This window comes from Anaerolineales bacterium (assembly GCA_019637805.1).
Lineage (GTDB): Bacteria > Chloroflexota > Anaerolineae > Anaerolineales > UBA11579 > JAMCZK01.
This window is the reverse complement of record JAHBVB010000001.1, coordinates 1,086,769-1,099,406: the sequence shown is the minus strand read 5'-3', so window position 1 is coordinate 1,099,406 and position 12,638 is coordinate 1,086,769. Positions and strand designations below refer to the sequence as shown.

The following is a 12,638-nucleotide window of genomic DNA, read 5'->3' as shown; positions in this document are numbered from 1 at the left end:
GGCAACCATGAGCCCAAAAACCGACGATATTAACGACCAGAATGACTTTGAGGACGAAGGCGTAGAGGAAGATTTTGGTCTGGAGCCTCTGGATGAAACAGAAAACCGCCTGGAAGCCGGCGAGCTAAGCCCCGCCATCGAAGACGACGAGGATGACGAAAGCCTTGGCGGGGAGTTGCAAGCCGCCTGGGCCCAGACCCGCGCCGCCCAAAATCTGGCGAGAGAGAGCATTGTGGATGCCGGCGACGACCCCGTGCGCCTTTATCTAAAAGAGATCGGCCTGGTCAGCCTGCTGAACATTGACCGCGAGCATTGGCTGGCTACGCGAGTGGAGGCGGCGCACCGCCTGCACCAGGCGCAGGCCGATCCGCAAGTGCAGCGCGCCGAGGGCGAACCGCGCAGTTTATACAAGCAGATCTATAACGGCATGCTGCAAGCCCACCAGGACCTGGAAACGGAAGCCGCGGCGCAGGGATACCCTGCCGCTGACCTGCTGTTGACCATGGAAGAGGCGCGCCGGCTGCAGAGCACTTGGGAAAGCGAAGTGCCTTCCTATCTGCGCGGCTATCTGGATAATGGCCTGTGGGGCAAGGATGCCCGCTGGGACAGCGTGGCCAAGCATGCCTTCACGCAATTGATCGGCTTCTATCTAATGCCTGATGAACTGCTGGACAAGCTGGGCAAACACATCGTGGGGCATGGCCAGTTGCCTTCGGCGCGCAGTTTCGCCAATATGCTGCCATCCAATGAAGAGCTCAAAGTCGCCATGGCCGATACGGAAACACGCTCGATGGAAGCGCAGATCGCCATCATCAACGCCAACCTGCGCTTGGTGGTCAGCATTGCCAAGCGCTACGTCGGCCGTGGGTCCACCTTTGAGGATCTGATCCAAGAAGGCAACATCGGCCTGCTGCGCGCCGTCAGCAAGTTCGACCCCACGCGCGGTTTTAAGTTCAGCACCTACGCCACCTGGTGGATCCGCCAGGCGATCACGCGCTCGATCGCCGACCAGGCCCGCACCATCCGCATCCCGGTGCACCTGCTCGAGTCGATCCAGCGCTTGATGCGTATCCAGCGTGAACTGACCCAGCAGCTCGGCCGTGACCCCAACCCAGATGAGATCGCCCTGGAAAGCGACCTGATCGACGAAGCTGACAGCCGCGAGATCAAAACGCTGCTCAAGAACGAACAAGCCATCCCCACCGAACTCAAGCGGCGCTGGGTGCGCGCCACCACCAAGGTGGAGCAAACCCTGCGCAGCGCGGAAGAGCCGATGTCGCTGGAAAGCCCAGTGGGCGCCGGAGATGGCAGCGAACTGGCCGACTTTATCCAGGACGAAGACGCCCTGGCGCCGATGGACGCCGCTGCCCGCGAGATGCTGCGCGAGCAGGTGCAGAGCGCGCTGGCGGCGCTGACCGACCGCGAGCGTGAAGTGCTGGAGCTGCGTTACGGCCTGGTGGACGGCAAGGACCACACCCTGGAAGAAGTCGGCCAGCATTTTAGCGTGACGCGTGAGCGCATCCGCCAGATCGAAGCCAAGGCCCTGCGCAAACTGCGCCACCCCACCCGCAGCCACCAACTGCGCGAATACCTGGGCGGAAGCTAAGGTTTGTGACATAAAAAGAGCCGGGAAATCCCGGCTCTTTTTTATGGCTTAGTCTTCGTCGTAGCCTGCATCATCATATTCATCTTCAAAGTCGTCCACCGGCCAATCCAGCTGCAGCGGGCTTAACCAAACCACTTCAAACTCCGCGTCACAAGCCGGGCACTGCACGCGTGCGCCGATCTTGGGGGTGTTTTTCACGCTGATCTTGCCATCACAAGAGAGACAAACCGTATCGCTCATGCATTCAAGGTTCCTTTCGCAAAGACGCCGGAAAATTCCGCGCTTGATTTTAGTGAAATACCTCTAGCCTGAAACTGTGGTGCTGTGGACCGTATCCAAAATCTCCAGGGCGGACTGCAAAGTCCCTTCGCTGACTTCCCCCAGCATATGGGCCAGCTCCACCACGCGCGGCTCGCCTTGCAGCAAGCTCACCTGGGTGCTGGTGCGACCGCCCTGGACGACCTTCTCCACTTTGAAATGCTGGTCGCCGTAGGCGGCCAGCTGCGGCAGATGCGTGACGCACAGCACCTGGTGCTGGCGCGCCAGACGCCACAGCTTCTCGCCGACCACACTGCCCACGCGGCCGCCAATGCCCTGGTCGATCTCATCAAAGATCAGGGTGGGCGTTTGGTCGGCGCGGGCCAGCACGTTCTTGAGCGCCAACATCAGCCGGGCGGTTTCGCCGCCAGAGGCCACCTTGACCAGGGGCTTGAGGCCTTCCCCGGGGTTGGGGGCCACCATGAATTCCGCAGTTTCATGGCCGTATGGGTCGAAAGCATAATGCTTGCCATCCAACGGCAACCCGGCGGGGTCTTCACGGTGGGCAAAGTCCACGCCGAAGCGGGCGGCTTCCATCTTCAGGTCGTCCAACTCGACTTCCACAGCTTCACTGAGCGTCTTGGCAGCCGCATGGCGCTTGGCGGAGAGCGCCGCCGCCGCGGCAGCCAGCTGCAGCAGCAGCTCAGCTTCCTGAGCCTCCAACTGCGCCAGGCGCTCTTCGGCGTTGGAAATATTGTCCAGGTCCTTGCGGGCGCGCTCGGCGAACGCCAGGATGGCGGGGATGTCCTCACCGTATTTGCGCTTGAGGTTCTGCAGGAGGCCCAGGCGCTCTTCCACCTCTTCCAGTCTGCGCGGGTTGAACTCGATCTGTTCCAGATAGTCACGCAGATCACGGGTCAGCTCACTCAGTTCGTCGAACAAGCCCTCCGCCCGGGTGTGCAGCTCGGCCCGCGAGGGGTCCACTTTGGCCAGCTGGGCCAGGGCGCCCTGGGCGGCGCCCAGGCGATCATTTGCGGAGGGCGCCTCGCCCTCGCCTTCATCCAGCGCGGCCAGCGCCTGATTGGCGTTGGCCGCCAGCGCTTCGGCATTGGCCAGGCGGGTGCGTTCTTCCTTTAAGGACTGTTCTTCGTCCACCTGCAAGCGGGCGGCATCAATCTCCTGCACCTGGAAGCTGAGCAGCTCAATCCGCCGGGCAGCATCCGCTTCCGCCTCGCGCAGGTTGCCCAGCTCACGGCGTACATCCTGCAAGCTGGCATAGACGCTTTGGTAGGCGGCCAGCTCGCGCTCTACGCCTGCATAGCGATCCAGCAGGCCGCGGTGGGCAGGTACGCGCAGCAGAGAGAGGTGCTCCGACTGGCCGTGCAGGTCGATCAACAGTTCGCCCAATTCTTTGACCAAAGCCACCGTGGCCGGGCGGCCGTTGACGCGCGCCAGATTGCGGCCCTCGCGGCGAAACTCGCGTTGGATGCTGAGGTAGTCCGGGTCGTCCAGCAGCTCTTCACGCTGCAAAATGGCATGGATCTGGCCTTTGAGCGCCTCCGGGATCTTAAAGGTGCCCTCCACGCTGGCACGGTCTTCACCGGCGCGGATCAAGTTGGTGTCGGCGCGCACCCCCAGCAGGGTTTCCACCGCGTCCAGCACAATGGATTTGCCCGCGCCGGTCTCACCGCTGAGCATGATCAGGCCCGGACCCCATTCCAGGGTCAGGTCCTCGATAATGGCGATATTGTGAATGCGCAGCTCGGTGAGCATGGGCTAGCGCCCCCCAATTTGAATGCCTGACAGGCGGTAGTAAGCCGAGGAGGTGGCCAACACAGTGTAGAGAACCGGCCACAGCAGGGCCATCAAATTCATCAGCCCGCCGCCCGCCAGGATGGAAAACCCCACGGGCAACACAAACCACAGGCCGCCCAAAGCCACGGCAATCGCCACCAGGCGAAACAAGCGCAGTGAGCGCCGCCGGCCGGTGATGGCGCGCACGACCTCGGCGATGATGGAACCCGCCGCGGGCGCCAGCAGGATGATGAAAAAGCCAATCCGGCTGGCGATTAGACCGGCAATAAATGAAAGTACCAAAGCCACACCAAAACCCAGCACGAAATCCAGGGGTCGGGCGGTCTCAAAGACTTTGCTTTGGCCGCGCACACATTCCTTGCAGCGGTAGCCCGTGGGCGTGTGTACCGCACATTGTATGCAAATGTATTTGTCACAGTTGTTGCAACGCAGGCCGGTCTCCCGGTCAGGATGGTTGGCGCAATAGGTGGCAGTGCTCATCGCGTCTCCGTGTCAGTTGCCTGGGCGGCCGGATTGTTGTCCATAATATGCAAGAGGCGGGCGTAAAAGTCGCCGGGGTCTTTGAAACGCAGGAAATTAAGGCTGTGCGAGCTGGCGCGCAGTTCTACCCAGTCGCCCAGCTGCACCTCGATCGGCTGCTGGCCGTCGATGGTCAGCACCGGCTCCACGCCGCGCTTCATCTCCACGCGAATGACCGACCCTTCAGCCAGCACAATGGCGCGTTCCATGCTGAGGTGGGCGGCCACAGGCACCAGCACCATATTTCGCAGCTCAGGCGGCAGTACCGGGCCGCCGGCGGCCAGGGCGTAGGCCGTGGAGCCGGTGGCGGTGGCGATGATCAGCCCATCAGCCACGTAGGTGGTCAGCGGCTGGCCGTCCAGGCTGGCGGCCAGGTGCACCGGCCGCGCCAGGCGGCCGCGGCCGATCATGGCTTCGTTCAGCGCCTCCCAGGCGCCGATCTGCTTGCCTTCCCGCCACAGCTCGGCATGAATCAACATGCGTTTTTCGAGGCGATATTCGCCGCTGAGCAAGCGCGGCAGCATCTCGCGCCAGGTGTGCCGCTCCAGTTCGATCAGGAAGCCAAAGTTGCCTTCATTGATGCCTAACAGCGGGATGCCTGCTGGGGCGCAAAAATGGCCGGCGCGCAGCATGGTGCCGTCGCCGCCCAGAGCAATAATCAGATCGAATTCGCCAGCAGCCACGCGTTCCGGCACTTCCACGGCATGCATATACAGAGGAGTAGCCTGCAAACCCAGTTCCCCAAGAAAGGCGGCCACCTGCAAGGTTTGCGCCATCGGCTCCCCTTCCAAACTGCGCGAGAGTACCGCGGCATGCTGAAACTGCGGAGAGCGGGCGGGATTGGGCATGGCGACTATCTTAACCGTTTGCGTCCGTGTCTAGAGCTGTTCTACGCACACGTCTCGGTAACCGCAGGCCCGGCAGCGCGCCGCCATGGTATGGGAACGGTGTTGCTCCACCCCTGTCGCCAGGGCGGTGTGCATTTCACTCAGCACGGCGATTAAACGAGCCTCCAACTCTGTCGTGAAAGGCACGTTGAAGCTGCGCTCCGGGTAACGGATGATGCCATAGGGCGGGCGCTGGTTGTAGTTGCGCTGCACCAGCGCGCAGTAGGCGGCCAGCTGCAGGATGTGCGTCTCGAACGGTCGCTGAGGGGTGCGCCCGCTCTTGACCTCAACCGGCACCAAACCTTCCTTGGCCTGCACCAGGTAATCCGGCCGGCCCAGCAAGCCCAGGTCCTCGGCCAGGAGCACGTCTTGCAGCTGCTCCTGCGCGCCGCTGTCTTCATAAAGCAGGCGGCCGCTGGGCAGGCCCAGGCGACGCTGCTGGCGGCTGGCCCACCAAAAGAGCAGACCGGCCGCCAGCAGCAACAACAAAGCGAAAACGGCTGGGTTCACGGCGTACCCCACTGCGCCCAAAGCAAGCCCAGGGCCAGCAACGCCAGCGCGAGGGCCAACCAGCGCAACCAGCCGGTCAGGCGCAGGCTGCGGCCGTGGGCCGCATGGGCCTGGCCGCCGGCTTGCAAGGCTGCCTGGTTGGCGCTGGCTTGCCCCTGCTGGCGGAACCACCAGGCGCGCCGGCAGTACAAGTATTCGCCGATCTCCGAGGCTTTGATCCACTGGCGCTGCATGCTTACGAAGCTTCGCCCCCCAGGCGCTCCTCCAGCCTGCGCAAGCTGGCCTCCAAGCCCTGCTGGCGCAGGCTGATGGTCATATCGCCGCGGGTGCGTTCCACCAGGCTGCGGCAGATGTCCGTCAGGCGCCGCAGGCCGCGCGTGACCGCGTCAGGATAATCCATGGTGACCAAGGCAGCGTAGATGTCGTCCATCTGCTCCAGCAGCCGTTCAGCTTCATCTGAATGGCCGTGGCGCAGGATGTCCAGGCAGCGGCGGCGCAGTTCTCCGGCGGCTTCCGCCAGGCCCTGCATGTAGGTGGCCGGCTCCACCTGCAGCTCTCCGGGAGAAGGCAGTTCTTTGCCAGCCACCAGGGCATCCACAATCACCGCTTCGGCAAACTCTTTGAGCGCATCCTGTGTATAGCCGGCAAAGTACAAGTCGGGGAAGCCCGCCAGGCCATTGCGCAACTGGGCGGCCAGCTGACTGGCGGCTGCCAGCTCGGTCTGGGCGGTGGCGGCTTCATCGCGATGGATGGCGCGGATGGCGTGGGCACAATGCCGGGTCAGTTGGCGGGTCTGTGCCAGGGCCGCGTCGCGCGCGGCGGTCTGCGCCTCAAAGCTGGCATGGATCGATTTGGTGATCTCGTCCAAACGGCTCATTCGCTCTCCGGTTTCGGGGTCTCTGGGGAGCGAAACAAGTCATCGGCCAAAGATTTTCCTTGCGGCACATTTACAACGCCGAAGGCCGTTTCATATTTGGCCAGGCTGTCCGCCAGGGCGCGCTGCAGTAACTTGGCGCTGAGCGGCGAAAGCACCACCCGCGCCTTGATCGGCACGTCCAGCTCGCCGGGCAAAGAATGGGCGAAGTCGAAAACCAGTTCAGAGGGCGCATGCGAGATGCGCACCACATTGGCATACACCGCTTCTCCCGCCAGGCCCGGCCGCGGCACCAGCCGCGGGCGCAGGGCGCCGGGAACGCCCGGCCCTTTTTCTTGTTCCGGTTTGGGCTTGGGATCAGGCATGCTCACCGCCTAGAAGGGGATTTCGTCTTCAAAGCCGTCATCCATCATCGGCGCGGACTGGTAATTGTCCGGTCCGCCGCCTGGGGCGCTGCCATCGCCGCGGCCACCCAGGAAGACCACGCGTTCGGCGGTGATCTCGAAGGAAGAGGCCGGGGTGCCGTCCTGGCGAGTCCAAATACGCGGTCCGCCGCTGGCTTTGTCCGGGGTTAGGCGGCCCTCCACCAGCACCTGGCTGCCCGTCTTAAGGAACTGGTTGACGGTTTCGGCCTGGCGACCCCAGGCAGATACGCGGAACCAGACGGTTTCCTTCACTTTTTCACCGGTGGAACTGGTGTATTGGCGATTGGAGGCCACCGAAAAATTGGTGACGGCCTGGCCGCCCGGGGTGTAGCGCATTTCGGGATCACGACCCAGGTTTCCGACAATGGTGATCTTTTGGTATGACATGTTCTCTCCTCAGGTTCAGAATGGACGCGGCAACAGACCCAGATGGTGCAGGGTCGAACAAGCTTGAGCTGTATGCGATTGGCTGGGAATGGGGCTCCTTTCGGGTGAGCGGCTTGGTTAAGTTCCACGGCGTAACTCGCCGCGGTCAGGGAAAATTCACTCACCGGCTTAGGTTTAGAGTATAGACCAAATGTGCGAAGAGAGTCAACCCTGCGCTTGACTCTCGCCCAGAAGCGCGATATAAAGTTTTGTCTATCGGATTAGTCAATTTTTTATTTGCCTCTTAAACTGACTAATTCCATTGACAAAATACTTGAACTTGGAGGTTGTATGAGCACCCCTGCAATTCCTGAAGTATTGGTAAACACTCACTGGGTGGTGGAGCGTCTGAACGACCCGGCCATCCGGCTGCTGGAATCCAACGAGGATGTCACCTTGTATGACAAAGGCCACATCCCCGGCGCCCAGGCGATCAACTGGCACACTGAGCTGAACGACCCGCTGGTGCGCGACTACCTGAACGCAGAGCAGTTCGCCGCCCTACTGGAGTCCAAAGGCATCTCGAACGACACCACTGTAGTGCTGTACGGCGACAAGAACAACTGGTGGGCCACCTACACGTTCTGGGTCTTCAAACTCTTCGGCCATCCGGATGTGCGCATCCTGGACGGCGGCCGCCAGAAGTGGGAGGCCGAAGGCCGCCCTTACACCAGCGAGGTGCCCAGCTTCCCCAAAGGCAGCTATACCGCCCCGGCCCGCGACGACGTCAGCATCCGCGCCTTCCGCGACCAGGTGCTTACACACCAGGACCAGGGCCTACCCTTGGTGGATGTGCGCTCTGCCGCCGAGTTCTCCGGCGAAAAACTGCACATGCCGGAATACCCGCAGGAGGGTTCGCTGCGCGGCGGGCACATCCCCGGTGCCAAGAACATCCCCTGGGCCAGTGCCGTGCGTGAGGACGGCACCTTCAAGTCCGTCGAGGAGCTGAAAACCCTTTACGAAGCCCAGGGCTTTACCCCCGACAAAGACATCATCACCTACTGCCGCATCGGGGAACGCTCCAGCCACACCTGGTTCGTGCTGACCCAGCTGCTGGGGTATCCCCAAGTGCGCAATTACGATGGCTCGTGGACCGAATGGGGCAATCTGGTCAACTCGCCCATTGAAAAATAACCGAAATTGAGGGAAGCATTATGAGCAAACTGCTTGTCAAACAGTTCGTAAATCCTGAGCTGGGCAATTCTTCTTTCATCATTGCCTCTGCGGAGAGCGGCAAAGCCGCCGTGATCGACCCGGAGCGGGATGTGGAAAAGTACCTGCAGGCGGCCCAGGAGCGCGGTTTGCAAATCGTCTACGGCCTGGAAACCCACCTGCACGCGGATTTCATCTCCGGCGTGCACGAGTTGGGCCACGCCTTGCAGCAAAGCGGCTCAACTGACTATCAGATCGCTGTCAGCGCGGCAGGCGGTTCACTGTTCCCACACCTGCCGCTGGCCGAAGGCGACCGCATCTCCCTCGGTGATGTGGAATTGGAAGTGCTGGCCACGCCCGGCCACAGCAAAGAGCACATCAGCTTCCTGGCCTATCTGAACGACCAGCCGGAACCGTTGATGCTGTTCAGCGGTGGCTCGCTGATCGTCGGCGGCACCGGCCGCACTGACCTGCACGGCGAGCACAATACGCGCCCCCTGGCCCAGGATCTCTTCAACACCCTGCATCACAAGCTGGCCGGCCTGCCGGACGCGGTTGTGGTGTACCCCACCCACGGAGCCGGCTCCTTCTGCAATACCACCACCAGCTCGGAACGCGTCTCGACCATAGCCAAAGAGCGCCAGGAGAATCCCTTCTTCAAGTATGACCAGGAAGACTTGTTCGTGACGGAAGCGCTGGCGCACCTCTCCAGCTTTCCCAGCCACTACGAGCGCCTGCCGGCCGTGAACCTGACCGGTGCGCGGGTGCTGGGTGGCGTGCCGGAACTCACGCCGCTCAGCGCCCAACAAGTGGCCCAGGCCCTGGAAGAAGGCGCCTTGTTGCTGGATGTACGCGACAGCGAAAGCTATCTGGCCAAACACATCCCCAATTCGTACGGCATCCCGGTCTTCACCCCCTTATGCGCCTGGGCCGGCTGGGTCATCCCGCCAGATGCCAAACTGATCATTGTGGGAGAGGCGCCGACAGAACGCCGTGAGGCGGTGCTGCAGTTGATCCGCATCGGCTACGACAACTTCGTGGGGTTCCTGGAGAACGGCGTGACTGCCTGGGAAGCCGCCGGCTACCCCGTCAACCGCGTCGAGAACCTGGACGCCGAACGCTTGAAGGACTGGCTGGAGCAAACCAGCCCGCCGGAGATCCTGGACGTGCGTTTCAAACATGAATTCCAAGCCAACCGTCTGGCGGGAGCGCAGCACCTGGAAGCAGGCTGGCTACCCCACGCCAGCCCCGAGCAGCTGCCCGCCAAGGACAGCCCCCTGGTGGTGCACTGCAAGGCGGGCTCGCGCTCCACGGTGGCCATCTCGCTGCTGGAGCGCCAGGGATACGAAAACCTCTACATGCTGCGCGACGGCATCCAGGCCTGGATGATGGCCGGCTACGAAACCGTCAAAGGCAGCGACAACTAACACGGAGCGGAAAGATGACAAACAAACTTCAAAAAGTGGACCACGCCGCATTAAAAGCCAACCAGCTCACCATCATCACCCTGAGCATATTGGCTTTCATCCTCAACCAGCCCTGGCTGGCGGCCTTTGTGGCGGCGGTGATGGGGATTGGCAGCCTGCTCAAGGTGCCGGGCTTCCTGCTCCTGTACCAAAAGGTGCTCAAGCCCGCCGGGCTGCTGAAGCCGGATGTGCTGGATGACAACCCTGAGCCGCACCGCTTCGCCCAGACGATCGGCTTCTTCGTCTTGGGGGTTGGGGCTGTGCTGCTGTTCAGCGGCTCAGCCACCGGCTGGGTGCTGGTGTGGCTGGTGGTGGGTCTGGCGGCGCTGAACGCTTTCGGCGGCTTTTGCGTCGGCTGCGCCATCTACTACTGGTTGGCTCGCCTCCAGATACCTGGGTTCAGCAAACAGCCGCCGGCTGGCGTGACCCCAGGCATGAAACCCAAGGCCAGTTAGTATGCCAGACTGGCTGTGGCGCGCCCTGTTGGCGGCGGCGATCATCGCCGTCAGCTGGGCCGCGCTGCGTGTACTGACCCAGCAGGCGTCCCGCCGCGGTGCAGCTCGACTCTCCGAATTGCGCCGGGCGGGACGACGGGCCGGCAAGGTGCTAGTCTACTTCACCACGCCCACCTGCATACCCTGCAAGACCATCCAACGCCCGGCGATCGAAGACGCCAAACAAAGCTTGGGGACTGAGCTTGAGGTGATCGAGATCGACGCCCAGGCCCAGCCGGAGCTGGCCTCGCGCTGGGGAGTGCTGAGTGTGCCTACGACCTATCTGTTTAATCGTCAAGGGGAAATGAAACACGCCAATTACGGCGTGGTTCGTTTGGAAAAACTGCTGGAACAACTGCAGCAGTTATGACACAACTACATCTGCCAGGGAAGTAGTTTCCATCTTGTTCGAGGTGTAATCGCGAATATCGCGGAACACGCGCAGCAATCCCTCTTCTTTTTCCACGGGCGTGGCTTCGTAAAAGTTCTTGCTCACCGATTCGGTGGGCGCCAGTGCGCCATCAAAGACGCGGATGATATCTGCGAGGAAGATCTCGTTGGCCGGGCGGGCCAGGCTGTACCCGCCGCGCTGGCCTTTCACACTGCGCACCACATGTGCGCGCTTCAGCGAAAGCAAAATCTGCTCCAAAAAACGCGGCGGGATACCCTGCGCTTTAGCGATGGTCTCCACAGGGATGTGTGAGATCTCGCTGTTGCGCGCCAGGTACACCAAAGCCAGCAAAGCGTATTCACTACGGGCGGTCAGTTTCATAGAAAGGTGATAACTCCGATAGGAGTGTAGCCCAAAGAGTTACAAAGTCAAGCCCGCGCCATACGGCGCGGGCTTTGACTTGAATTCTGAATTAGCGATAGGAAGCCAGACGCTTGGCGTAGTCTTCACCACGCCGATTGCGCTGGGCGCGGCGCGGGCCGCGGGGAAATGCGGGTTCCGGCCCGGCAGCGGCCAGCTGCGGCTCGCTGCCGTAGTCAAAACCTTCCAGTTTGCGGCGCTCGATGGGCTTGCCCAGCACGCGCTCCAAGCTGCGCAGGGCTGATTTGTCCTCCGGGGTCACCAGGGTATAAGCGTCGCCGCTGCGTTCCGCGCGGCCGGTGCGCCCAATGCGGTGGATGTAAGCGTCCGTGGTATCCGGCATGTCGTAGTTGATCACATGCGAAATGGACTGAATGTCCAGGCCGCGGGCGGCAATGTCGGTAGCCACCATGATCTGGAAGCGGCCCTCGCGGAAGCCCTTGATGGCCGCTTGGCGCTGGCCCTGGGTGCGGTTGCCGTGCAGGCTGGTGACTCGATAGCCAGACGTCTCCAGCTGGCGGGCTACCTTCTGAGCGCGGTGCTTGGTGCGGGTAAAGATCAGCACCGAGTTGGTGGCCGACTGCGTCAGCAGTTCCACCAGGAAACGCGTCTTGGCGCCGTTGGAAACCGGGTAGAGCGCGTGTGAAACGGTGTGAGCCGGAGCGCTAATGCCGACTGCCACCCGCTGCGGGTCGTGCAGGGCCTGTTCGGCCAGCTCACGCACTTCTTTGGGGAAGGTGGCGGAAAAGAACAGCGTCTGGCGCTGGTCTGGGACCAGGTTGAGGATGCGGCGCACATCAGGCAGGAAGCCCATGTCAAACATGCGGTCGGCCTCGTCCAGCACCAGCACTTCGACCTTGTTAAGGCGCGCGGCGCCCTGCCCTGCCAGGTCGAGCAAACGACCGGGGCAGGCCACGATGATCTCGGTGCCGTTGCGCAGCGCCTGGGCCTGCGGGCGGGCGCCCACGCCACCGTAGACGGTGACGGAACGCAGACCCGTGCCGGTAGCCAGCAGCTTCACGGTTTCGTGGATCTGCTCGGCCAGCTCACGGGTCGGGGTGACGATAAGGGCGCGCGTTTGGCGGCGCGGACCGTCCAGCAGTTTGTTGAGCAAAGGCAGCACGAAAGCTGCAGTCTTGCCTGTGCCGGTTTGGGCCGTGCCGATGATGTCTGCGCCTTGCAAGGCCAATGGAATGGCCTGGGCCTGGATCGGCGTGGGTTGCACGAAACCGGCGCGTTGGATGCCCACTTGAAGGCGAGCATCAAGGTTGAACTCAGTGAATTGCATATATTCCTTTGTTATTCAGAAGTCAAGCGGGTGTTTGGGAATGAACAGAGAAATAAGACTAAGTTCAGACAAGAACAGCGGCGACTGCCGAATAAAGTTGCTAGTGG

General features: G+C 62.0%; 16 protein-coding genes. 5 read left to right on the top strand and 11 right to left on the bottom strand.

Annotated features, from left to right (window positions below):
• Positions 1-7 precede the first annotated feature (7 nt).
• Positions 8-1,606 (top strand): sigma-70 family RNA polymerase sigma factor, encoded by a 1,599-nt coding sequence (locus KF885_05365; protein MBX3048586.1) that lies wholly within the window; start codon positions 8-10, stop codon positions 1,604-1,606.
• Positions 1,607-1,654: 48 nt separating this feature from the next.
• Here KF885_05365 and KF885_05360 read toward each other — a convergent pair whose 3' ends face one another.
• The 9 genes from KF885_05360 to ssb form a co-directional block, all read right to left on the bottom strand.
• Complete coding sequence (locus tag KF885_05360; protein MBX3048585.1) at positions 1,655-1,846, bottom strand: hypothetical protein; 192 nt, start codon at positions 1,844-1,846, stop codon at positions 1,655-1,657.
• Between the two features lie 63 nt (positions 1,847-1,909).
• Positions 1,910-3,637, bottom strand: a complete 1,728-nt coding sequence (gene recN, locus KF885_05355) for a DNA repair protein RecN (GenBank protein ID MBX3048584.1) — start codon at positions 3,635-3,637, stop codon at positions 1,910-1,912.
• Between the two features lie 3 nt (positions 3,638-3,640).
• Positions 3,641-4,159: a hypothetical protein gene (locus KF885_05350; GenBank protein MBX3048583.1), complete on the bottom strand. Its 519-nt coding sequence runs from the start codon at positions 4,157-4,159 to the stop codon at positions 3,641-3,643.
• Positions 4,156-5,046: an NAD(+)/NADH kinase gene (locus KF885_05345; protein ID MBX3048582.1), complete on the bottom strand. Its 891-nt coding sequence runs from the start codon at positions 5,044-5,046 to the stop codon at positions 4,156-4,158. The genes KF885_05350 and KF885_05345 overlap by 4 nt, the downstream gene beginning before the upstream one ends.
• Before the next feature lie 30 nt (positions 5,047-5,076).
• Entirely contained in the window at positions 5,077-5,595 is a 519-nt protein-coding gene (cas4, locus tag KF885_05340; GenBank protein ID MBX3048581.1) for a CRISPR-associated protein Cas4, read from the bottom strand.
• On the bottom strand, positions 5,592-5,828 hold the full coding sequence (locus KF885_05335; protein ID MBX3048580.1) for a hypothetical protein: 237 nt from the start codon (positions 5,826-5,828) through the stop codon (positions 5,592-5,594). Before KF885_05335 ends, cas4 begins: the two co-directional genes overlap by 4 nt.
• 2 nt (positions 5,829-5,830) lie before the next feature.
• Complete coding sequence (locus tag KF885_05330; protein ID MBX3048579.1) at positions 5,831-6,472, bottom strand: haloacid dehalogenase; 642 nt, start codon at positions 6,470-6,472, stop codon at positions 5,831-5,833.
• Positions 6,469-6,834, bottom strand: a complete 366-nt coding sequence (locus tag KF885_05325; GenBank protein ID MBX3048578.1) for a DUF3467 domain-containing protein — start codon at positions 6,832-6,834, stop codon at positions 6,469-6,471. The genes KF885_05330 and KF885_05325 overlap by 4 nt, the downstream gene beginning before the upstream one ends.
• A gap of 9 nt (positions 6,835-6,843) precedes the next feature.
• Positions 6,844-7,281 (bottom strand): single-stranded DNA-binding protein, encoded by a 438-nt coding sequence (gene ssb, locus KF885_05320; GenBank protein ID MBX3048577.1) that lies wholly within the window; start codon positions 7,279-7,281, stop codon positions 6,844-6,846.
• A gap of 330 nt (positions 7,282-7,611) precedes the next feature.
• On the opposite strand from ssb, the gene KF885_05315 reads away from it, so the two are divergent.
• From KF885_05315 to KF885_05300, 4 genes are read left to right on the top strand one after another with little or no spacing between them, the layout of a single operon-like run.
• Positions 7,612-8,454, top strand: a complete 843-nt coding sequence (locus tag KF885_05315; protein MBX3048576.1) for a sulfurtransferase — start codon at positions 7,612-7,614, stop codon at positions 8,452-8,454.
• Between the two features lie 20 nt (positions 8,455-8,474).
• Entirely contained in the window at positions 8,475-9,899 is a 1,425-nt protein-coding gene (locus tag KF885_05310) for an MBL fold metallo-hydrolase (protein ID MBX3048575.1), read from the top strand.
• A gap of 14 nt (positions 9,900-9,913) precedes the next feature.
• Complete coding sequence (locus tag KF885_05305) at positions 9,914-10,393, top strand: DUF4395 domain-containing protein (protein ID MBX3048574.1); 480 nt, start codon at positions 9,914-9,916, stop codon at positions 10,391-10,393.
• A 1-nt stretch (position 10,394) separates the two neighbouring features.
• Positions 10,395-10,802, top strand: coding sequence for a thioredoxin family protein (locus KF885_05300; GenBank protein MBX3048573.1), 408 nt, complete (start codon positions 10,395-10,397; stop codon positions 10,800-10,802).
• On the opposite strand, the gene KF885_05295 is transcribed toward KF885_05300, so the two are convergent.
• The gene (locus KF885_05295; GenBank protein MBX3048572.1) at positions 10,797-11,204 is read right to left on the bottom strand and encodes an Rrf2 family transcriptional regulator; all 408 of its coding nucleotides are present in this window, start codon (positions 11,202-11,204) and stop codon (positions 10,797-10,799) included. The two genes, KF885_05300 and KF885_05295, sit on opposite strands and share 6 nt — an antisense overlap.
• 91 nt (positions 11,205-11,295) lie before the next feature.
• The gene (locus KF885_05290; protein ID MBX3048571.1) at positions 11,296-12,531 is read right to left on the bottom strand and encodes a DEAD/DEAH box helicase; all 1,236 of its coding nucleotides are present in this window, start codon (positions 12,529-12,531) and stop codon (positions 11,296-11,298) included.
• Positions 12,532-12,638 lie beyond the last annotated feature (107 nt).